The organism is Maridesulfovibrio spiralis (SeqCode), from assembly GCF_048571135.1.
Lineage (GTDB): Bacteria > Desulfobacterota > Desulfovibrionia > Desulfovibrionales > Desulfovibrionaceae > Maridesulfovibrio > Maridesulfovibrio spiralis.
This window is the reverse complement of record NZ_CP182344.1, coordinates 685316-707748: the sequence shown is the minus strand read 5'-3', so window position 1 is coordinate 707748 and position 22433 is coordinate 685316. Positions and strand designations below refer to the sequence as shown.

Genomic DNA, 22433 nt, shown 5'->3' with positions numbered 1-22433 from the left:
GTTCCATCTTATACGCAAAAAAACCGCAGACGGATAATCAGTCTGCGGCTTATGCTGTTTGATTCGTAGTGTTGCAATTTAGTTGGCATTGTGCGTGTTGCGCACTGCCATGGCGTGGGTCAGGCGGTCAATGATGATTGCCAGAAACACAATGGAAAGCCCGGCTTCAAAGCCCATGCCGATATCAATGCGGTTAATTGCAACCAGAACTTCCATGCCCAGTCCTTTAGCACCGATCATGGATGCGACAACAACCATTGCCAGTGCCATCATTGTGGTCTGGTTTATACCGACTACGATGGTCGGGCGGGCGAGGGGAAGCTGTACCTTTAGCAGGGTCTGCATGGGGGTGGCCCCGAAGGCCCGTGCGGCTTCGATAACGTCCTTGGGAACTTCCCGGATACCAACATTGGTAAGCCTGATTATCGGCGGCATGGAGTAGATGATAGTCGCGAAAAGAGCTGGAACTTTTCCAAGTCCGAAGAGCATCATTACCGGGATGAGGTAGACGAAACTGGGCATGGTCTGCATTGCATCAAGGATAGGCTTGATGATGGTTTCAACCCGGTCGCTTCGTGCCATCCATATTCCGATGGGAATTCCAAACAGCAGGGAGATTACCACCGCGCCGGTTACTAGGGCCAGAGTCATCATGGTCAGCTTCCAGTATCCGAAGCAGCCGATAATAAACAACATGGCAGACATACCCAGCCCTCTTTTCCAACTATCGAGCAGCCACCAACCGGCGACTCCAACTCCGATAATTGTTATGGGCCAAGGGATCATGAGAAAGAATTGCTGTAATGCAATCAGGAGTTTCAGAAGAGCATTTCCGAGTATGTCGAAGAATTCACCCCAGTTGTCCATGACCCAGTTCATGCCTTCATTTACCCAGTCAGCCAGTGGTATTTCCAGAGTTTTTGGAAATTTATACATCATAAAATCCGGTTGTTATGTTTTTGCAGCATTGTGTAAGCGTAGGCCCACAAAGAAAATGTGATTTTCTTTGTGGGCAATATTTAAATTATCAGATTTTAACTAGTTAAGTGCGGCCTTGATCTTGGCTGCTTTGTCTGCGGGAACCCACTTGGTCCAGAGCTCTGCGTTGTTTTTCAGGAACCATTCGGCAGTTTCTTCAAGACTGGCTTTTTCGTTTTTCATATGTGCTAGGCAGTCGTTGGTCTGGGCCATGGTGGTTTCGTATTTCTTGAGCATCTCAATTACAGCGGGAGCTCTTTCCATCAGGGATTTACCGACGAGGATATTAACAATGGAGCTGGGGTAATTGCAGAGTCTGGTGTCATTCCAAACTTTTTCATCGAAAGGTGCTTCTTCGAGGAAGGTCATGTCCAGCATGCCCATTACCCAAGTTGGACCCCAGTAGTATCCGATCCAGCCTTTGCCGCGTTTGTATGCGGACATCATGGAACCGGCCAGTGCGGCATCGGAACCGGGAGCGAGCATGTTAAAATTTTCATCAAGACCGTAGTTTTTAAGTTTTTGTTCAGTCTTCTGGGTTGCAGTCCAGCCGGTAACTCCGGAGTAGATGATGCCCATGGAAGGATCTTCAGGGTCTTTGAAGAATTCGGGGTATTTTGCGAGATCGGCAACAGTTTTGAGTTCCGGGGTCATGGGTTTGATGCCGCGCTTGGGATCACCCTTGATCATATAAGTGGGAACCATCAACCCTTCACGGGCGTCATTGAAGTTCGGGCCGAGGTCGAAAAGGGTCCCGGCCTTGATGCCTTTATCGTAAAGTTTCTGGGAGTTGGTGGTCCATGATTCCATGTCCACGTCCATATCACCGCGCATGATCGCTTCATAAGCGATGGCAGTACCTGCCGGAATGTATTCTACTTCCATGCCGTATCCGTGTTCGATGATGAATCCGGCAATGCGGTTATGAATCTGTATGCTGTCCCAGTTGAGGTCGGCGAAAACAACAGGTTTGTCTGAAGCCTGCGCAGAGTTAATGGGCATAATGCTGATCACAGCAGCCATAAAAAGACCGGCGATCCAGAGTATTGTACGTGAGTTAAATTTAGTCATAAGAATCCTCCAGGATTATTAAATTGACGGTTCCGGTCCGTATTCAGCCACAGCAGCGATAAGATTACCGCTGACCACAACGCCGATGAATTCGTCTTGATCATCGATTACGGCGAGGGGCCATTCGGATTCAGACATCATGGGATAAAGTTCAAGTGCTGGAGTGTTGGCGGAGACACTGCGGGCAGGTTTCATTATGTCCTCTAATTTTCTGCTGCCTGCTTCTACTGCTTTTGCTGCATCGCTGGCGTGGACAATCCCTCGCAGGTCCTGATCAGAACCCAGCACAAAAATGCTTGAAATACTGTTTTTGCGCATTTTACGCAGCGCAGCACGTGGGCCGTCGGCAGAAATATAGGCAACTGCTTCGGCTTTCTTCATGACGTTTTCTGCGGTGAGCACCTTGGTGGCATCCACATCTTCTACAAAACGTTTAACGTAATCATTGGCAGGTTCGGTGAGAATTTCTTCCGGTGTTCCTATCTGGACAATTTCCCCGTCCTTCATGAGTACGATGCGGTCTCCGAGTTTGAGGGCTTCGTCAAGGTCATGGCTGATGAAGATGATGGTCTTGTGCATGCGTCTCTGAAGCTTGATAAGCTCATCCTGCATGTCCCGGCGGATGAGCGGGTCAAGGGCGGAGAAAGCTTCATCCATAAGCAGAATGTCAGGGTCGAGGGCCAGTGCGCGGGCGAGACCGACTCGCTGCTGCATGCCGCCGGAAAGCTGAGAAGGGTAGCTGTCGCCCCAGCCTTCAAGGCCGACCTGAGCGAGCATGGATTCTGAAATTTCTCTTTTTTTAGCCGCATTCTCGCCCATTAGGTCGAGGCCGAATTCGACATTTTCATAGATGGTTTTGTGCGGCAGCAGGGCGAAGTTCTGGAAGACCATCCCCAGTTTCTTCTGACGCAGTTTACGCAGTTCCGGTCCGTCAAGCTTGGTTATGTCCACACCGTCAACCAGGATTGAACCGTCAGTCGGGTCAATGAGTCGGTTGATGCACCGGACAAGAGTTGACTTTCCGCTCCCGGAAAGGCCCATGATAACCAGCAGTTCTCCCTCGTTGGCAGAGAAGGAAGCCTGATTGACACCGACTCCCAATCCGGTTTCGTTGAATATGGTTTCTTTATCCAGTCCTTCGCGAACTAATTTTAATCCTTTTTGCGGATTTGATCCGAATATTTTTGTAACACTGTCGACAACTAATTTTTTCATTTAAAATTTTACTCAATGAGGTGTTGTTTAATTTAAAAAGACAAAAAAATGGTAACATAGACAAAGCATTTGTCAAATTTGTGTAAGTTAGTAATAGTGATGCATTTTGATCTGTTGTTTTGTTGTGAGCGAAGTGTCATAAAGATGAAAAGATGTTGTTTTTTTAAAAAATAAAAAATAAAAAAAATACAACATCGATTTTGATCTTGCGTTGATGTTTTGCATTTATAATTTAATGTAATGCATCAGTATGTGCTATGTTTTTTTAGTTTTGTATTGAAAAGTCAGGGTGTGATTTTTGTAATCAAAAAAATGGGATATAGATTGGGCAATCAAAGTAAAAGAGCTGCAACTATTGTTGCAGCTCTTTTACTTAATGATGTTGAAAGACAGGTTTGTCGCAAAATTATCCGCAGGTTGTGTACCCGCAGGCTTTACATATTTTGCAGCCCCCTTCGGGGACGTATGCTTTTTTGCTACATTCAGGGCAGGGGTCTCCAAGACCTTTGGAAACGATGGTCTGGTCGTCCATGTCCAGCGATATGTATTGGCGCAGGATGCGCGAGATTATCGCGGCGGCGTCAATGATGTTGTAACTTGAACGGTCAAGCTGGGTCAGGATGCGGTCTATAGGTATACCGACGCGCAGCAGCATACTGGTCAGGCGGGTGATGGTTTCCCAAAGGGAGTATTTCTCCTGAAATACCTGCTCGTTATAGAAACCGTCTCCTGTTACACCTGCTTCTTTCGGAAGTTTGACGAATATTTCAATGGGGTTCCCGGAGTCATCAAGGGATACTATGATGTACATTTTGGACCCTTTCCACATGACCCTGTGCCGTTCGGCGCGCTCAATGTCGCCAAGCTCCCGTTCGACCAGAGTCGGGTTCTGTCCTTTCATAGTCGGATTGGATTCTTTGGAGTCTTCTTTTTTGCTTAGTACGCCTTTTTTGCAGCCGTTACGGAATACGGTCACGCCTTTGAGTCCGTTTTTCCATGATTCAAGATAAATCTGGAAAATGGTTTCCTTGGGGGTGTCCTCGGCGAGGTTGATTGTCGAGGATATGGAGCTGTCGGTGTACTGCTGGATTGCTGACTGCATGCGGATGCGGTCCATGTAGTCCAGTTCGTCAGCCTGAACGTAGTTCAGTTTTTCTTTCAGCTGCTGGGCGGTGTATTTTCCGAAAAGATGTTCCTGATTTGTCTCAAGCATCCATTTCAGCGGAGGCATGTGGATGAATTCAAAGACCTTCCCGGCTTCAAGTCTTGTTTCGCGGGCATAGCTGAACATGAAAACAGGCTCAATTCCTGAGGTGCAGTTGTCGGACATGATGGAAATGGAACCTGAAGGACCGACTGTGTTGAAAGCTGTGTGGCGCAATCCGGTTTTCAAGATTTTCTTTTGCAGCTTTTTGGGCAGGCCGAGATTTGTGATGTACGGGCATTCCAGAAAGCGTTTGCGAGCTTCAGGGTCCTGCAGAGCTTCAACTTCACCAAACCGTTCGGAAATGTCGGCACTGACGGAGATTTCAGTAATGGCCTTGTCGCGCATGATTTCTTTGATGAAATTCACTGATTCATCGCTTCCGTAGCGCATTCCGAGCATGGCCAGCATGTCACCTAGTCCGGTGAACTCAATGCCGATCCTTTTCCCGTACTTGTCAGCATCCCGATGTTTTTGCAGGGGGTGTTTGTCCATGTTGAGGTCGGACATGGTATCCATGAAAGTCATGGTCCGGGTCAGATCGTCGTGGAAGAGTTCGGTGTCGAAGCGGGCTTCTTTAGTGAACGGGTTGACCACGTAACGGTAGAGGACCATTGCGCCCAGCAGGCAGTTACTCCAATAGCCGAGAGCCTGTTCGCCGCAGGGGTTGGTGGACATGGGCTTGAGACGCAGCGGATCAATGTAGGTACCGGGGGTGTTGCGCTGGGTGGTATCCTGATAAAGGATGCCCGGATCACCGGATTTCCATGCGGATTCACTGATTTCGTCAAGTAGTTTCCGTGCGCTAACGGTCGTGTATTCTTTAAGGGGTAGGCCTAGTTCCTTCCAGCGACTGTAATCTCCGTCCCAGAGATGGTTGTAGACGGATTTGACCGGATCAAAAATGTCGGAAGTTTCATTGCGCCTTCTGGAGAGACTGAAAGTGAGAGTGTCTTCAGTGGGCGGTGTTTTGCCGTCGCTGGAAGGCAGGTCGGGCTGAACCTTGAGCTGATGACTGGCGGAATCGGTATCGACTACTTTGTAGATTATTTCGGCTTCAATTCGGTCGCCGGTCTGCGGTTCCAGTGCTTCGTATACTTCAGGCAGCAGTTGCAGGGTGGATTCATCTATGATTATGCCGCTGATTTTGAATTTGTCCGGGAAAATAAATGTCCAGTCTTTATCTTCTTCTACCGCCTGCATGAATTCGTCAGTAACTTTGAGGCTGATGTTAGCGCCGAATACGTCCTGAATTTTTCCAGTCAGGGAGTCCACTCCGAAGATTTCTTCAGGTTTACTTTTGCACCAGATAAAGCGTTGGGTTTCAGGGTGTCTGATGTCAAGGGAGATCATCAGCGCGCCGCGGCGTCCGTTCTGTCCGATAGTGTTGGTCAATTCGCTGAACAGGGGCATGAAGCTTACAGCACCTGAAGAAGTGACCGCAGCATTGTTAACCGGGTCCCCTGAAGGGCGCAGGATGGTGATGTCGATGCCGCTGCCGCCACGGTAGGAGTAGGTGCGGGCAAGTTTTTTCTGGGCTTCGAAGATGCCTTCCAGAGAATCAGATTCAATCTTGGCCAGATAGCAGTTGCTGAGTGAGCATTTGGCATAATCATTCCCAAGACCGGAAAGGATGGAACCGGCGGGGATGAAACGCCCGGACTGTAGCATTTCACAGACCTGCTCGTTTTCGTTGTTTTCAAATCTGGAGTGTTTCAGAAATTCGCGGCAAAGCCTGTGTTTTACGTCATTGAAAGAGTGTTCCTGGAGGCGTCCTTTAGGGTCGCGGATCTGGTATTTTTTGGAACTTACGGTTTCCTGAAAGCGGTTGTGTTCTTCCAGTGCCATTTTAGCTGATTCTCGGGTGATAACAGATTGTTCAGTCATTGCAGTGAAAATCCTTTAGAGGGCTTTTCGGCCCTGAAGTCAAAAAAATCACAAATATAAAGCAAATGGTACTTCAAAAAGAAATCCATTTGTCGCTAAAAAAGCTCCCGGCTGGAGCTTATGTTCTGTGACTTGCAGTGCAGGAGGCCCAGAAGGCTATTCCTGAATTTTGAGAAGAAGAGATACTATCTGGGTAGATATGCTTCAGGCAGGGGTGCTGGCTTTTCCCGGCCCCGGCTAAAGGGTCAGGAATCACAGCGGCAGAACCGCCCCGTATTCTAAACGGGTTCCCTGTTTTGATGCAAACCTGAAGTAAAAAACAACAGCAAAAATCTTAACAAACTCTAAATTGCGGTCAATAATTATTTGGCTCTTCTGTTGAAAAAGAGGCTTAGCCCAACGGGGAGTAGGGGTGAGCCGTTGCGGAGGGTTTGAAAAGCAAAAAGCCGCAACTTTCGTTGCGGCTTTTCAGAAATATGGTGCCGAAGAGAAGACTCGAACTTCCACGGAGAAACCTCCACTAGACCCTGAACCTAGCGTGTCTACCAATTCCACCACTTCGGCACGGCGAAGAACTGTTTATAAATATCGCGTATGAATTGCAAGCTTTTTTTTTACAAAAAATCAATTTTTATGAAAATAATTTAAAATTCAGATGCTTGAAAAATAGCTTGCCCGTAATCCCAGTCCTTGTACAGAGCGGGATTACGGGCACATCCGGGTAGGTATATCCATCGTTCGGGAGCCGGACAAGCACCTGAACGATATTGACTAAAATTACTTCCTGAAATCTATAGGTACGTAATTTCTCGGAGTTTCGCCAGTGTAAATCTGCCTTGGACGGTTAATTCTTGCATTGGGGTTGGTATAATCTTCATACCAGTGTGCAATCCAGCCGGGCATGCGGCCGATTGCGAACATAACCGGGAACATGGCTACCGGAATGCCCAGCGCACGCAGAATGATACCGGAATAGAAGTCTACGTTGGGGTAGAGCTTGCGTTCAACAAAGTAATCATCGGAAAGGGCGCGTTCTTCAAGAGTCATGGCGATATCCAGAAGTTCGTCGCTGAAACCGTGCTGGAGCAGGTCGTGGGTTGCTTTCTTGAGAATTTTCGCGCGTGGGTCGAAGCTTTTGTAGATGCGGTGTCCGAAGCCCATGAGACGGCATTCTTTTTTCTTAACCTTCTCGATATACTCATCAATGGTGTAGTCTCCATTGTTGATGGTTTCGAGCATGTCGATTACCGCAGCGTTTGCACCACCGTGCAGGGGCCCCCAAAGGGCGCAGATGCCGGAAGATACGGAAGCGAAGATGTTAGCCTGTGTGGAGCCGACCATCCTTACTGTGGAGGTGGAGCAGTTCTGCTCGTGGTCCGCGTGTAACTGGAAAATGAGCGAAAGAGCCTTAACCGCTTCGATGGGCGGATCATACTGCTTGTAGGGGATGGAAAACATCATGTGCAGAAAGTTGTGGCAGTAGCTCAGTTCCGGGTCGGGATAAACAAAGGGCCGCCCGATGGATTTGCGGTATGAAAATGCCGCGATGGTACGCACTTTTGATATGATTTTACCCACTGCGAGGAAAAATTCGGACTTGTCGGTGATGTCATTGAGGTCCGGGTTGTGGCTGCCCAGCGCGTTGATAACTGCGGAAAGGATCGCCATGGGCTGGTTGCGGTGGGCCGGGAAACCTTCAAAGTGGTGACGCAGGTCTTCGTGAATCAGTTCTTCTGCGGTCAGCAGGGCTGAAAAACGGGCTAAGTCTTCTTTGAGAGGCAGTTCCCCGAAAATGAGAAGCCATGCTGTTTCTATGAATTTACCATGTTCGGCGAGATCTTCGATGGGGTATCCACGGTAACGCAGGATGCCTTTTTCCCCATCAACAAAAGTGATGTTACTGGTACAGGAGCCGGTGTTTCCATAGCCGGGATCATAGGTGATCAATCCGCTCTGGGCTCGGAGTTTGGTGATGTCGATACCTGTTTCGCCTTCCGTGCCGTGGATAACGGGCAGCTCATATTCTTTGCCGTCATACTTAAGGATCGCAGTGTCTTTATCGCTCATGTGTGCTCCTTCTGTTAAGTGTCTGTGCGCGCTATGGGATATTCTCTGTTTTTGGGCAAATAGCCAGAGCAATCAAAAGGAAGGTTACGCATTATTTCATAGTGCGTAGACCAGCCAGATGCCTGGTTTTGCAGTCCGGTCCCAAGGGGTGTTCCTTGTTGATCCGGATATGTAAGCGGGCAGAAATGTGATTTCTTTCGGACTGGAACCGGGGTTGGGATTCCCTTACCAGTGTAAATGGTTGTACGGCGTCTTACAGGGGAAACAGCGAACGCTATTCCCCGATGTTGTAAAGTTATTTACCCAAAATCAGCTGGAAAGTCCAGTGGTGCTGGCAGTATAATCTTCCTGCGATAAGGGGTAGCTCTGTATAAAATTCAGTAATAACGGACTTTAATTGAACTCCTATCATGTATCCAGCTTGTACTGAACCGAATATTTGCGCATGCGGTTATGAATAGTTCCTCGGCTTACTCCGAGTATTTTGGCGGCCTTGCTTTTGTTGCCCCCCGCTTGGTTGAGGGCATTGATCAGTTCCTGTTTTTCGTCGGGTTCTATTTGTAAATCAGAGGGTTCCGGGCATATGCATTTTATTTCTGTCTCGACGATTTGGGGTGGTAGGTGTTCAGGCATAATCGGGCCGCTATCTTTGACTACCGATGCGTATTCCAGAGCGCTTTTCAGTTCGCGGACGTTTCCGGGCCAGTCATATTCCATGAGTTTACGCATGGCTTCCGGCGCCGGACCTTCTCCTGTTTTAAGGTGCTCATTTTGTTGGATGAAATGATCCAGCAGAAGTGGCAGGTCTTCCTTGCGTTCCCGAAGCGGAGGCAGGTGGACCGGGATAACGTTTATGCGGAAAAAGAAGTCTTCGCGGAATTGCTGTTCGCGCACCAATTGGTGCAGGTTTTGATTAGTGGCGGTTATCAGCCGGGCATCCATATTCAGTTTTATATTCTCACCGACTCGCTCGAAAGACCGGGTTTCCAGCACCCGCAGCAGTTTGACCTGAATGGGCAGCGGCACATCCCCTATTTCATCCAGAAAGATTGATCCGTCGGCTGCTTCCTCGAAACGGCCCTGTCTATGGCGGTATGCCCCGGTGAAGGCTCCTTTCACATGTCCGAAAAGCTCACTTTCCAGCAGAGATTCATTCAGCGCGGCACAGTTCAGCTGCACAAAAGGCTTGCTGTTGCGCGGACTCATTTCGTGTATTGCCTGTGCAGCCAGTTCCTTTCCAGTACCGGATTCGCCGTAAATTATGACCGGGGCGTCGGAGCGGGCGGCCTTGCCGAGCAGGGTGTATACCTTCTGCATGACCGGGGAATTGCCTACAAAACCGCAGAAACCGTGCCCTTCATGCTCCAACTTGCGTGATAGTTCGCGGATTTTGAGTTCCTTGCGATCTAGTTCACTGATGTCGGTAATAGTTTCAACCGCGCCGAGAATACTCCCGTCGTCATTCATAAGCAGGGAAGCATTTTTGAGTACATGCAGGTAGTTGCCGTTTTTACTGATAATGTGACAGTTCTTTCGGTTCTCTTTGCGCTTCTTGAAGAGTCCGCACCAATGCTGTTTACCTTCTGCCCGTGAGATTTTGCAGGCATCGCAGCCCAGCACGGAGCAGGGTTTGTTAAGCAGCTCGTTTTTGGTGAAACCGGTCATGCGCAGCAGGGCTTCGTTAACCTTCATGATTGTTCCGTTCGGGCGGACAATTATCAGCCCGTCGTTCATGGTGTCGATTACTTCTCTTAGATAAAGGTCTATGTCCTGTTCGGTCATGATTATACTCAGTGTTCAATAAATGTTTAACTGTTCAAATTGATGCCATTATTTGAACATATGTTTAAACACTTGTCCAAGTTTGTTTGTCCTGATGATTCCGTCCATCCCCGTCATCATGAATATAATTCTATGAATGCTAGCCATTATTCATGTAATTGTGATAATTATAAATCAAATATCAAGAGTCGGTACGGATTCTGCTCAGTACGGGTAAGCACGCTTAGTAGCCATGCAGAAATAAGAATAGTTTGAAAAGGAATTTGTATGACAAATAAGAAGACAGGAATATCGCGCAGAAATTTTTTAAAGGGACTGGGAGCAGCAAGTGGAGCCATGCTTATTCCGGCAGCAAAGACAGCGCAGGCGGGCAGGGCCGATGAAGAGCTTTGTACCCTTCTGGACCTTTCCAAGTGTATCGGATGCGGTGAATGTGTTTCAGCCTGCCGCGAGGTCAATGAGCCGAAGTTCCCCAAGCCGCAAAAGCCGTATCCTGAAATGTACCCGACCAGCCGGGTCAAGGTTGAAGACTGGTCGGACCGCACAGATGTTGATGACCGCTTGACCCCATACAACTGGCTTTACATCCAGAGTGCTGAGGTCGAGTTCAATGGCGAAACCCATGAGATTCATATTCCCCGGCGTTGCCTGCACTGTCGCAATGCCCCTTGTGCCAACCTTTGCCCGTGGGGTGCTGCTGGGAAGCAGAAAAACGGCATTGTGCGCATCAATGAAGATGTCTGTCTCGGCGGGGCCAAGTGCCGCGCAGTCTGCCCCTGGCATATTCCCCAGCGTCAGACCGGGGTGGGGCTGTATCTGCGTCTTCTGCCCAAGCTTGCCGGGAACGGGGTCATGTACAAGTGTGACCGCTGCTACAACCGTATTGATCAGGGGAAACTGCCGGCCTGTATCGAATCCTGTCCGGAAGACGTGCAGACCATCGGACCGCGCAGTGAAATACTAGCCAAGGCCCATCAATTGGCGAAGGAGAATGACTGGTTTATCTATGGAGCGGATGAGAACGGCGGAACCAATACCGTTTACCTCTCCCCAGTACCTTTCGACCTTCTCAATGAAGCCGTGGACAAGGGTCCCGGAAAGCCCGGGCTTTCCCCGGTTGCAGACAGCATGGCAGATGAAGAAAAGCTTGCCTATGCAGTCGGCATCGCGCCGTTTGCCGGGATAGCAGCCGGAGTCATCAAGGCCGGGAAGTTTTTTGCTTCCGCAGCAGGAGGTAATAACAATGACTAGCCCGCTCTTCGCACGTATCATGAAATTTACAATTTTTATGCTCGCCCTGACCGGTATGGCACAGATGCCTATTTTCAAGCGTTATTACATCGCGGATATTCCCGGTCTGGGCTGGCTGGCTGACTTCTACCTGACCAATAAGATCCATTACATCTTCGGGGCTGTTTTCCTGTTCATGTCCCTTTATTTGCTGACCATATTTGTAATGACTAACAGAGACCGCATTATGATGACTTTATCCGGGGCATTGCGGATTGTCTTATACGGTCTTGTTGTTGTGACCGGACTTCTCAGGGTGGTTAAGAATCTTCAGGCTGTGACCTTTGATCCGATGACGGTGCTGCTTATTGATTGGACCCATCTGGGATTCGCATTTCTGCTGGGCATGGCAGGACTGTATGCCTACTTCAGAGGGCGCAGGCCGTATCTGTTAAAGATTGGTGGAATCCGGACTTAGTAATTGTGCAAAATATCCGGGGGGCAATCCTCCGGACATTAATAATTATGGAGGGTGGAGATGAAGTTAATGCGGAACTCTGTACTGCTGCTCTTGGCACTGGTTTTTCTTGGCGCGAGTGCATTTGCCTCCGGGGACACTGCTCCCGGTCGGGAAATGGCCCGTCAGGCAACCAAGGGCAAGGAGCTTTGGATCACTGCTGACCATTCCAAGTTCGACGCGCTGAAGCAACCTTTCAAGAGCGGACCGGAGGTTACCAAGGCCTGCCTGACCTGCCATACCGAGGCCGGGCATCAGTTCCACAAGACCATTCACTGGACATGGCTTGATCCCAAGGCGGAAAAGGAGCTGAAGGTCGGTAAGGGTGGGCTGGTCGTCAATAATTTCTGTATCAACATCCAGTCCAACGAGCCGCGTTGTACCTCCTGTCACGCGGGATACGGATGGAAGGACAAGGATTTTGATTTCACCTCACAGGAGAAGATTGACTGCCTCGTCTGTCACGAGCAGACCGGAACATATAAGAAGTTTCCCTCCGGAGCAGGTAATCCTCCTCCACCTCCGGGAAAGAAGTTCGGTTCCAAGTTTATCAAGTCACCCGAGTGGAACAAGGTAGCCCAGTCCGTGGGCCGTCCCACCCGTAAGAATTGCGGAACCTGTCATTTCTATGGTGGCGGTGGTGACGGCGTAAAGCACGGCGATCTTGATTCCTCCATGCTCAAGCCTTCCAAGGCTCTTGATGTGCATATGGGGCTGGACGGGCAGAATTTTGCCTGTACCCGCTGCCACACCACAGTTAAGCACGATATCGCCGGACGTATCTACTCAACCCCGGCGGCAACCGAGCGCAAGTCCCTGCTTGAAGACGACCTTGGTTCGAAGATTATGTGTGAATCCTGCCACAGCGCAAGACCGCATAAGTCTGAGCTGGGCATGAAGCTCAACGACCACACCGACAAGCTGGCCTGCCAGAGCTGTCATATTCCCACTTTTGCCCGCGAACTGCCGACCAAGATGTGGTGGGACTGGTCCAAGGCCGGAAAGAAGAAGGACGGCAAGGCTTATGTTGAAACGGACCAGTGGGGCAAGCCTGTTTATATGACCAAGAAGGGCGAGATGTTCTGGGAAAAGAATGTTGTTCCGGAATATTACTGGTTCAACGGAACCATCGACACTATTACCGCCCAGACAACTATCGACCCCACCAAGCCCGTGCAGGTCTCCAGAGCTGTAGGGTCCATTGAAGACAAGAATTCCCGGATCATGCCTTTCAAGGTGCACCGTGGTATGACTCCCTATGACAAGGTCAACAAGAACATCGTAATCCCGCATCTCTTCGGTAAGGATAAGGACGCCTACTGGAAGAACTACAATTGGGAAAATGCTGTGGCTCACGGCATGAAGTATGCCGGGCTGCCTTTCAGCGGCGAAGTCGGGTTCGTGGAAACCGAATACGTCTACCCGACAACCCACATGGTCGCGCCAAAGGAAAATGCGGTAGCCTGTGAAGAGTGCCACAGCAAGCAGGGACGTCTGGACAAGATGAATTGCCTGTACCTGCCCGGTCGCGATGCTTCATCCATCGTTGATGCCGGGGGCTGGTTCATCGTGCTGGCCTCGGCAGTGGGTGTCATCCTGCATGCCCTCGGTCGCATTTTCATGTCAGGACGCAAGGAGGACTAGATATGAGCGGACATAATATGAAGAAGATTTACCTCTATTCGAAGTTCGAGCGTTTCTGGCACTGGACCCAGGCCATCCTGATCATCATGCTTATGCTGACCGGGCTTGAGGTGCACGGCGTATTCACCCTGTTCGGTTTCGAGAAGGCCGTGGACCTGCACAACACGCTGGGAATCAGCTGGCTGATATTATTCGTATTCATCATCTTCTGGCTGCTGACTACCGGGGAGTGGAAGCAGTACATTCCCACAACCAAGAAGCTTTTTGAAGTGGCCATGTATTATGCTTCCGGCATCTTCAAGGGTGAAGAGCATCCGGTTCAGAAGAGCAGGGACGCCAAGCACAATCCCTTACAGCGTCTGGTTTACCTGAAGCTGTCCGCAATCCTGCTGCCTTTGCAGATGGTAACCGGCCTGCTTTACTGGACTTACAACGATTGGGCTGAATACGGCTTGGACTTCTTGAGTCTGGACGTGGTCGCCAACATCCACATGGCTTGTGCCTACGCACTGCTGGCATTCCTGGTGGTTCATATCTACATGACCACCACCGGACATACCATCACCGCCCACATCGCAGCCATGTTCACCGGCTGGGAAGAAGTTCCCGAAGATTACAAGGCTGAAGAATGGGAGGTTCATGAGAAGTAGGGTTTAGTTGGAATGAATGAAACAAGCCCCGGCAGGATTAGCATCCTGCCGGGGCTTCTGAGTTTCTATGGTTCTGAAAATTAATCCGGATACTTATCCGAACAAAGTTCCCCGCCAGCACCCCAGTTTTCCTTTTTCACTTCATCAATGACAACATAGATGGACTCTACGCTGCATCCGGTGATTCGGGCGGTTTCTTTTGAGAGCACTTCCACAAGTTCCCTTTTCTGCTCGATGCTGCGGCCTTCAAACATTTCTACTTTAATTACCGGCATTTTATTTCTCCACGATTCTTAGCGTTTAAAACAATCCTTAACCCGGCAGAATAATCCTTTCACCTGTTTGTCTTCCATCCATTCCACCTCACCGACACGCATGTACAGGTGCTCAAGAAAGAAGGGGATGAAGCAGTCCTTGATAAGCTTGGGGATGTCTGCGGGCAGTTTTTCAAAGAAAAAACTGAATTCGTGCATGGCGAAATTTTCGTTCTGCTCGAATTCTGTTGAGTTGCGAAGGGCGGTCAGCAGTCCTTTGCGGGACAGCGGACTGAAATCAAGCCTGCCCATGCGGTCGAGGATGTCGTTATCGGTCTGGATGGTGTCGGAATCGAAGATAAAGGTCAGCACTAAGTGCCCTCCATCATTGTCTTCGTACCTGCCGATATTGAGCAACCCTTCACGGATGAAGCTGCCCTTGCCGAAGCGGTAGCGGAACGGGGCAAAGCCGATCACGTTTTCACGGCATTTCTGCTTGATTTTGTGTTCTTTGTCCTTGTTCATAGACCCTCCGGCAAGAGTTTAAGTTCTTTAGCCCAGTCCGATTCCGGGTTTCATTTCCTGCCCGGTCAGGTCGGTTTCATAGCCGCCCAGCTCGTTGATAGCCTGTTTGACCTTATCAGATTTGATGAGTTCCAGCAGTGTTTTGATTCTGCTGTCCTCCATGTGTTTTTGCGGGATGATCAGGTCATAGCGTTCATGGGCCAACGGTACGAAGTCGAGGTCCAGTGCCTTGGAAGCGGCAAAAATGCCCAGCCCGCAATCAGCTGCCCCGGTCAGCACGTTGGCAGCCACGGCCATGTGGGTGAATTCCTCACGGTCATATCCAAGTATTTCCGAAGGTTTCAAGCCCGCTTTCTTCATGTGGTAATCGAAGAGGATTCTTGTCCCTGCTCCGCGCTGGCGGTTGATGAAATTTATTTTGCCGTTGCCCAGAGACAGGATGCCCTCGATATTTTTGGGGTTGTCTTTGGGAACGATGAAGCCCTGATGGCGGATAGCGAGGTTGACTACGGTTACTTCCATACCGGGCAGGTACTTTTCAATGAACGGAAAGTTGAAATCATCGGTTTCCGGGTCAAAGAGGTGCGCCCCGGCAAAGAGGGCCATGTCGTTTTTGAGCGCGGTCAATCCGCCCATGGACCCGGCATGGGTTGAAACCAGACGCAGGGGTTTGGCTCCGCCCATGAGCATATCAGCCAGCATGTCGATGGTGTTATCGTGGCTGCCTACATGCATGAGCACTTTGTCCAGTTCGGCGCGGCTGGAGAAAAGTTCCACATCAACGGTAGTGTTCAGTTCAACGCCTTCGCTGTCAGCGGGGACGCGGGTGAAGCCCTGCGCTTTGGTCAGGGTGGTGATCATGCCCGCGCCGCGTGAGAGAGGTACGCCGATGTATTCATTGCCTACCTGCCCGACTGCCAGACGGACGATTTCTTCCTGTCCCGGTTTGGAGGGAGTGCGTCGTGCAAGTCTGACCTGCACTTTATCGCGCTGCGGATCGTGTTTACCGGCCAGCCATGAAATGATCGGGGTGAGCACATCTTCAAAGCAGACCACGGCACTTACCGGATAGCCCGGTGCTCCGACCAGCAGCTTGCCCTGTGCTGTACCCAGCACTGTGGGTTTGCCGGGCATAACCGCGATACCGTGGACCAGCAGTTTGCCCAGCTTTTCGAAAACTATGCGGGTGAAATCCTTGCTGCCTGCCGAGGACCCGGCTCCGACCACTACGATGTGTGAAGTCTTGAGTGCTTCTTCTACCGCAGCTGTGAGTTTTTCCTCGCGGTCTTTAACCGGAGCGGTGAATGTGAATTCGACATCCAGTCCGGCTGCGAGAGATTTGAAAACCTGTGAGTTGGACTCGATAACCTCGCCCGGCTTGGGGGTCGGGCGGTCGGCAAAGGGCAGAACTTCGTCCCCGGTGGGGATGAAGGTCATGTGGATCTTTTCATAAACTTTGATTTCGTAGATCCCGGCGGAAAGCAGCGCGCCCATGTCAAAGGCGGTAATGGTATGTTTACGCGGCAGGAGCATTTCTGTTGCCACAATATCTTCACCTATACGGCGGACATGCTGCCATGGAAAGGCCGGGGCTTCGATGGCGATGTTGTCGCCTTCGTCAACCACATGCTCAATCATGATAATCGCGTCCATACCGTCCGGCAGGGGGTTCCCGGTGTTTACCGCAATGCAGCCATCATCCTTTTTCAGCAGCAGGGGCTGACCTTCACGGGCGGTGAAAGTTGTGTCACTTTTTACGGCGTAACCGTCCATGGCTGCTGAGTGGTAGGTGGGGGAAGAGCAGCGGGCGATTACTGCTTCAGCGGTGACCCGGCCCAGTGCTTCATGAACAGGGATGGTCTCGGTTGCAACCAGTGCGTCGCGGTCGAGGTTGTCCATAGCCGCTTTCACAGCTTCGGGAACGGGGATGGTTTTCAAGTAGATGTTGCGACTCATGATTTGTGTCCTTAATTTTAAAAGCTGGGGCTTGGGGGCCTCCGGCGGCCAAAGGCCTGTTGCCGTTAGGCGAGAGCTTCCTGCTCGAGTCTTACGGATGCTGAGAGCAGAGCGGCTAAGCTCCTTTGGAACCTCTATTGTGGAAATGTTTTGGTTTTGGAAACTAGTATATTCAGTTTTTAAATTTTCCAGATACTAACCGTGTTGCCGGCATAGAATCCTTCAGTGTCAGCGGGAATAATCATCAGCCCGTCGGCCTGAATCATGGTCTTGAGCAGGCCGGATTTACCGTAGACCGGCTTGGCCAGCGGAAGCATGCCTTTACGGGCAGTGAGCTGCATGCGCACGTAATCTTCGCGCCCCGGCTTAGATACGGTGTTGCGGTCCAGTTCCGCCTGTACCAGAAATCGGTCGGAACCGGAAAATGCATCTTTTTGGCCCATGATCTGGCGGATGAAGGGAACCACCAGCGCCAGCATGACCACCTGTACCGAGGTGACCTGTCCGGGCAGTCCCAGCACAGGCTTTTTACCGACCCGGCCGAGGATGGTGGGTTTACCGGGGCTGATCGCCACACCGTGGGCAAGTATTTCGGAATCCTGCATGGATTCAATTGCCTGCACGGTCAAGTCGCGCATGCCCACCGAACTGCCGCCGGAAAGAAGAACCATATCGTTCTCGGCAATGGCCTTTTCAAGGGTGGATTCAAGCTTATCCAATTCATCGCGGACAATGCCGTAATTCACGGCTTCCGCTCCCGCTTCATTAACAAGGCAGCGCAAGGTGTGGGAGTTCACATCGCGGATGGTTCCCACCTTTTGCGGAGCGTCGATTTCGACCAGCTCATCCCCGGTTGAAATGATGCCTACGCGCGGTTTGCGGTGGATGGAAACTTCCTTGATTCCCAATGCGGCCAATAGGCCGACATCCTGAAAACGCACCTTGTGTCCGGCCTGAAAAACCGGGGCATCTTTGGCTACGTCTTCGCCCTTGAGCATGATGTTCTCGCCCGGTGCAGCTGATTTGCGGATTTCAATGGTTCCGGAACCGAGATCGTGGGTGTGCTCAACCATGACCACACCGTCTGCACCGTCCGGAAGGGTTCCCCCTGTGGCGATACCCGCGCATTCGCCGGGCTGCAGTTCAAATCCTGGGTTGTCATCCACTCTCAGAGTGGCAGAACATTCCAGATAGGCCGGGTTGCCCTCAGTTGCACCGAAGGCGTCACGGGCGTTGACTGCGTAACCGTCCATGCAGGAGCGGTTTGCCGGGGGCAGGTCTTCAGGCGAAATGATTTCCTCGCCCAGCACCAGTCCGAAAGCATCGGAAATGGAAACAGTTTCAGTTTCTACCGCTGCAAAAGAATTCAGCAGGGCTTCAAATTCAACCCTGCTGATAATTTTGAAAAATTCATGAGTCATGTTTTCATTAACCCTGATTTTTTATTTTAATCTCAATCTCTCCGGGGACGTAGCCTTTGAGCTGCTGTAGCATGGCGGTTATCCCGGCGGAAAGCATGTCAGCGACAAAGGGGTTGAAGCCGAGTTCAGAACCGTTGCAGGTTACGGACATCTGGGTTTTCATGGCCTGACAACCGGAAACACGTGCCTTCCCGGCAATGATGTCTGCAACGAAATCCATACAGTAATCGCGTCCGCAGGCTTTGCAGTTCAGTCCCGGCAGGATGAAACCTTTTTCGAGTACCAGATCGGCCAATTCGTCGAGAAGTTCCTCAGACGGTGGATTGTCAGGGGTACAGGCCGGAATCTGGCGCAGGGCCAGTTCGGGGTAAAATTCTTTGTCGTCGTTATCCTCACGGACCATTATTACCCGTGGCATCCAGCCGACCTTGTTGCCGCCTTCCATGACAATGATATCAGCATCCATGAGCGGGACGAGATTCTGCACGGTGCGTTCTTGTTTCCATGAAACAAAAGATTCGCTGGGAGAATAGGCCGCCACACAGGAGGCGATTTTTTTGTACTCTTCTGTATCCGCGCCTTCTGCTCCGTCAAAGCCGTGGTGGGAATGCTTGAGTACTCCGACTTTATAGCCTCTTTCTGTTAGCTTCTTGACCAGCGCAAGGCCCATGGTGGTCTTGCCGGTTTTTTTCTTGCCGACGATGGCGATAGCTTTCATTTTTATATCCCTTTTATCTCGACATGCTAGCTTACAATTTCAGTGCCGATACCGTTTTTGGTGAAAAGTTCGAGCAGGACACAGTTCTCAACGCGTCCGTCAATGATGTGTGCTTTTTCAACTCCGCTGTGAACAGCTTCGAGACAGCAGCTCAGTTTGGGAATCATGCCGCCCTTGGCAACGCCGGAATCGATGGCCTCGGCGGCTTCGCGGCAGGTCATGGAGGAAACAAGATTCTTGTCGGCATCAAGCAGTCCTTTAACGTCGGTCAGCAGGTGCAGACGTTTGGCGTTCATGGCAGCGGCGACAGCCCCGGCTACGGAGTCTGCGTTGATGTTATATGTTGATCCTTCGTCGTCAACTCCAACGGGAGCGATGACCGGGATGAATCCTTCGCTCTGCAGGGATTCGATCAGCGTGGTATTGACCTTGGTTACTTCGCCGACTTTACCGAGGTCGATGATTTCCGGGGATTTAGTCTCGGACTCAACAATCAGCTCTTTTTGTTCGGCTTTGAGGAGCATACCGTCTTTACCGGAAAGTCCAACGGCTTTGCCGCCGTGCAGGTTGATCAGGTTTACGATCTGTTTGTTGACCTGTCCGACGAGCACCATTTCTACTACGTCCATGGTCGCTTCGTCAGTAATCCGGTATCCACTCTTGAACTGGCTGTCGATATTCAGCGCACTGAGCATCTTCTGGATCTGCGGTCCTCCGCCATGCACAACCACCGGGTTGATGCCGATGTATTTGAGGAGGATAATGTTCAGGGCGAATGCACGCTTCAGGTTTTCGTCGATCATGGCATTGCCGCCGTATTTGATGACAATGGTTTCGCCGTAGAACTCTTTGATGTACGGCAGTGATTCAATCAGAAATTTAGCTCTTATAATATCTTGTTCCATATCCATGTCGGTTATTCTCCTGAAACTTTTTTCTATGCATAGGGGACATGCTGTTCCGCTTGCGGTTTGCTATCTATAATTTAAAACTTGGGTGAGGGGAAGTGTGGGGTTTGTTAAGTTTGGATTGGCATGATTACCATAAAAAAAGGCCGCACAGCTTGATGCTGTGCGGCCTCTAACTTTCATAGAAAGCAGGGGGGCTATTCGCCGATAGGTAGAACTGTACGTCCGTACTGCTCGTTGATGACTTCTGCCATGGCAAGGTAGAATGCGGAAGCTCCGCAGATGATGCCTTCCCATCCGGCAATGGTGCCGATGAAATGGCTGCCGGAGAAATCGCGTACAGCAAGCAGGAAGAAAAGCACGGTCAGGGAAAAGAAAATGAACTGCAGAACCTTGTTACTTTTCAGGGTTCCGAGGAACATGAACATAGTGAAAATTCCCCACATGAGCAGGTACCAGCCCATGTATGCGTGCGGAGTGGGGTCAGCGAGACCCATTTTGGGCATGATGATCAGGGCGACCAGAGTCATCCAGAACAGTCCGTAGGAAGTAAAGGCGGTGGTGCCGAAGGTGTTGCCCTTCTTGAACTCCATAACACCAGCGATGATCTGGGCGATGCCGCCGTAGAAAAAGCCCATGGCCAGAATCATGGAACTGATGGGGAAAAATCCTGCGTTGTGGATGTTCAGCAGGATGGTGGTCATGCCGAATCCCATCAGGCCCAACGGGGCGGGGTTTGCGAGTTTTGAATCCATAATGTCTCTCTCCTATAGGAAATGAATAGCGCAAAACTTAACTGCATCCAGCAGTCCGCTGCCGGTGGGTTGCAGCGGGAGATGTGAGTGTGAGTGTAAGCTGGAGTGGAGGTGGGATTTGCACATAGTGAACGCTCATTCAGCTAAATTAAAATGAGTTTAAAAGCAAGCTATAAATCGTGTGCCGGAGTGTAATGCAGGGGTGTAAAAATATTTAAAGATATAAAATGAATGCTTAATCAATGGTTTTGGGGCATAGTTTCGAGGATAATCTTTTTTGTTATGTAAAAATGGTTTATAATCGAATTACTCCGGATTGGATATTAGTCTGAAACTAACTTAAATACAATAAAGGAAATTTAATGTCCGTATCAGCCCTGACTCTGATTACTCTCGGCCTGCTGTTCATGGTCGGCTTTCTGGCTGACACAATCGGCAGTAAAACGCCTATCCCCAGAGTTTCTATTCTCATGATCGCCGGGTTTATCATCGGCCCGAACGGTTTTGATCTGCTTCCGGTTTCGAGCAGGAGCTGGATGCCTGTTGTGTCTGATATGGCGTTGGTTATGATCGGCTTTTTATTAGGCAGTTCTCTACAGTATAAATCAATGCTCCGCTCCGGTATGCTTGTTCTTTGGATTACCCTTGGGGTGGTGGGGGCTACTGCGCTTATTGTCGGCGGCGGTCTGTGGCTTGCGGGCATTCCTTTGCCGCTGGCTCTTATCTACGGTGGGATTGCGCCGGCAACAGCTCCTGCGGCGACCGTGGATGTGGTCCACGAGGTCAACGCTAAAGGCCGATTTACCGAGGTTCTGCTTAAGATTATTGCCCTTGATGATGCTTTGGGATTGATAATTTTCAGCCTGATGCTGGCAGCAGCCCAAATGCTGGCTAGTGGAGGCAGCAGCATTGAAACTCTTATGCACGGTGGGCGGGATATTGTCCTTGCTGTTCTGGTGGGAGTCCTGCTCGGTACACCCATGAGCTACCTGACCGGGTATTTGAAATCCGGAGAACGCACTCTCCTGGAATCATTAGGAATGGTCTGTCTTTGTGGCGGAGTGGCCTTATGGCTTGATGTTTCTTTTCTGCTGGCGGCTATGACTATGGGGATGGTTGTGGTCAATCTTGCAAGGCGTGTGGATTGTTCGTTCTACTCCATCCGCTCAATTGAATGGCCTATAGTTGTGCTGTTCTTTTTATTCGCCGGGGTCAATATTGAATTGGACCATATTTTTGCTAACCAGAAACTGATAATATTCTACATTCTGTTGCGTTTTGGAAGCCGTTTTGTGGGTGCCATATTTGGGGCGAAAAAAGGCGGCGAAAATTTGTTTTTCGGTAAATGGATGAGTATGGCCCTGATGCCGCAGGCCGGAATTGCACTTGGGATGGCTCTTACTGCTGCACACAGGTTTGAGGAGTTCGAGTCCGTGGTTTCTGTTATCGCAGCGACTACCGTGTTTTTTGAAGTGCTTGGGCCGATCTGCACCCGTTTTGCACTGCACAGAGTCGGTGACATCACTCCGGGAGAACGGCGTACAATCGACCGTGAAGGGTGTTCCTTTTAAATGGCAAATTCCAGTTGTTATTGAACATGCTAAAATTATTTAGTAAAAGAAAGTTACTAAAGCTGTTTTAAAAGTCAGGG

18 protein-coding genes, 1 tRNA gene and 1 riboswitch are annotated in these 22433 nt (G+C 50.3%); of the genes, 5 read left to right on the top strand and 14 right to left on the bottom strand.

The genetic code is table 11. From position 1 onward, the window contains the following. Window positions 1–78: 78 nt before the first annotated feature. The 7 genes from ACNI29_RS03285 to ACNI29_RS03255 all read right to left on the bottom strand — a co-directional run bounded on the left by ACNI29_RS03285 (window position 79) and on the right by ACNI29_RS03255 (window position 10204). Entirely contained in the window at window positions 79–936 is an 858-nt protein-coding gene (locus tag ACNI29_RS03285; RefSeq protein ID WP_419780761.1) for an ABC transporter permease, read from the bottom strand. Between the two features lie 102 nt (window positions 937–1038). After that, window positions 1039–2049: an ABC transporter substrate-binding protein gene (locus ACNI29_RS03280; RefSeq protein WP_419780760.1), complete on the bottom strand. Its 1011-nt coding sequence runs from the start codon at window positions 2047–2049 to the stop codon at window positions 1039–1041. A gap of 18 nt (window positions 2050–2067) precedes the next feature. Continuing rightward, window positions 2068–3264: a quaternary amine ABC transporter ATP-binding protein gene (locus ACNI29_RS03275; RefSeq protein ID WP_419780759.1), complete on the bottom strand. Its 1197-nt coding sequence runs from the start codon at window positions 3262–3264 to the stop codon at window positions 2068–2070. A 406-nt stretch (window positions 3265–3670) separates the two neighbouring features. Next, the gene (locus tag ACNI29_RS03270) at window positions 3671–6355 is read right to left on the bottom strand and encodes an adenosylcobalamin-dependent ribonucleoside-diphosphate reductase (protein ID WP_419780758.1); all 2685 of its coding nucleotides are present in this window, start codon (window positions 6353–6355) and stop codon (window positions 3671–3673) included. Window positions 6356–6545: 190 nt separating this feature from the next. Further along, a riboswitch (cobalamin riboswitch) is annotated at window positions 6546–6681 on the bottom strand. 151 nt (window positions 6682–6832) lie between these two features. Continuing rightward, window positions 6833–6919 (bottom strand) — tRNA-Leu (locus tag ACNI29_RS03265). Between the two features lie 213 nt (window positions 6920–7132). Next, window positions 7133–8422: a citrate synthase gene (locus ACNI29_RS03260; protein ID WP_419780757.1), complete on the bottom strand. Its 1290-nt coding sequence runs from the start codon at window positions 8420–8422 to the stop codon at window positions 7133–7135. 408 nt (window positions 8423–8830) lie between these two features. Continuing rightward, window positions 8831–10204: a sigma-54 interaction domain-containing protein gene (locus ACNI29_RS03255; protein WP_419780756.1), complete on the bottom strand. Its 1374-nt coding sequence runs from the start codon at window positions 10202–10204 to the stop codon at window positions 8831–8833. A 267-nt stretch (window positions 10205–10471) separates the two neighbouring features. Between ACNI29_RS03255 and ACNI29_RS03250 the strand changes: the two genes are divergently transcribed. Genes ACNI29_RS03250 through ACNI29_RS03235 form a run of 4 tightly spaced genes read left to right on the top strand, consistent with a single transcriptional unit; the run spans window position 10472 to window position 14245 of the window. After that, window positions 10472–11455: a 4Fe-4S dicluster domain-containing protein gene (locus tag ACNI29_RS03250; protein ID WP_419780755.1), complete on the top strand. Its 984-nt coding sequence runs from the start codon at window positions 10472–10474 to the stop codon at window positions 11453–11455. Then, window positions 11448–11912 (top strand): iron-sulfur cluster-binding protein, encoded by a 465-nt coding sequence (locus tag ACNI29_RS03245; protein WP_419780754.1) that lies wholly within the window; start codon window positions 11448–11450, stop codon window positions 11910–11912. Before ACNI29_RS03250 ends, ACNI29_RS03245 begins: the two co-directional genes overlap by 8 nt. A gap of 60 nt (window positions 11913–11972) precedes the next feature. After that, the gene (locus ACNI29_RS03240; protein ID WP_419780753.1) at window positions 11973–13595 is read left to right on the top strand and encodes a tetrathionate reductase family octaheme c-type cytochrome; all 1623 of its coding nucleotides are present in this window, start codon (window positions 11973–11975) and stop codon (window positions 13593–13595) included. Between the two features lie 2 nt (window positions 13596–13597). Beyond that, window positions 13598–14245, top strand: a complete 648-nt coding sequence (locus ACNI29_RS03235; protein ID WP_419780752.1) for a cytochrome b/b6 domain-containing protein — start codon at window positions 13598–13600, stop codon at window positions 14243–14245. 80 nt (window positions 14246–14325) lie between these two features. Here ACNI29_RS03235 and ACNI29_RS03230 read toward each other — a convergent pair whose 3' ends face one another. The 7 genes from ACNI29_RS03230 to satP all read right to left on the bottom strand — a co-directional run bounded on the left by ACNI29_RS03230 (window position 14326) and on the right by satP (window position 20782). Beyond that, window positions 14326–14520 (bottom strand): 4-oxalocrotonate tautomerase, encoded by a 195-nt coding sequence (locus ACNI29_RS03230; protein WP_419780751.1) that lies wholly within the window; start codon window positions 14518–14520, stop codon window positions 14326–14328. Window positions 14521–14538: 18 nt separating this feature from the next. After that, window positions 14539–15024, bottom strand: coding sequence for a hypothetical protein (locus ACNI29_RS03225; protein WP_419780750.1), 486 nt, complete (start codon window positions 15022–15024; stop codon window positions 14539–14541). A gap of 27 nt (window positions 15025–15051) precedes the next feature. Then, window positions 15052–16980 carry a molybdopterin biosynthesis protein gene (locus ACNI29_RS03220; protein ID WP_419780749.1) on the bottom strand — a complete coding sequence of 643 codons (1929 nt, stop codon included), beginning with the start codon at window positions 16978–16980 and terminating at the stop codon, window positions 15052–15054. Window positions 16981–17159: 179 nt separating this feature from the next. Then, complete coding sequence (locus tag ACNI29_RS03215) at window positions 17160–18401, bottom strand: molybdopterin molybdotransferase MoeA (RefSeq protein WP_419780748.1); 1242 nt, start codon at window positions 18399–18401, stop codon at window positions 17160–17162. A 7-nt stretch (window positions 18402–18408) separates the two neighbouring features. Further along, a complete protein-coding gene (locus ACNI29_RS03210; RefSeq protein ID WP_419780747.1) occupies window positions 18409–19119 on the bottom strand; it encodes a molybdopterin-guanine dinucleotide biosynthesis protein MobB in 711 nt (236 codons plus the stop codon). A 26-nt stretch (window positions 19120–19145) separates the two neighbouring features. After that, window positions 19146–20024, bottom strand: a complete 879-nt coding sequence (argB, locus tag ACNI29_RS03205; RefSeq protein WP_419782078.1) for an acetylglutamate kinase — start codon at window positions 20022–20024, stop codon at window positions 19146–19148. Window positions 20025–20224: 200 nt separating this feature from the next. Next, window positions 20225–20782 carry an acetate uptake transporter gene (gene satP, locus ACNI29_RS03200; protein WP_419780746.1) on the bottom strand — a complete coding sequence of 186 codons (558 nt, stop codon included), beginning with the start codon at window positions 20780–20782 and terminating at the stop codon, window positions 20225–20227. A gap of 362 nt (window positions 20783–21144) precedes the next feature. Here satP and ACNI29_RS03195 point away from each other — a divergent pair, with 362 nt between their 5' ends. Beyond that, window positions 21145–22353 (top strand): cation:proton antiporter, encoded by a 1209-nt coding sequence (locus ACNI29_RS03195; RefSeq protein ID WP_419780745.1) that lies wholly within the window; start codon window positions 21145–21147, stop codon window positions 22351–22353. Window positions 22354–22433: the final 80 nt, after the last annotated feature.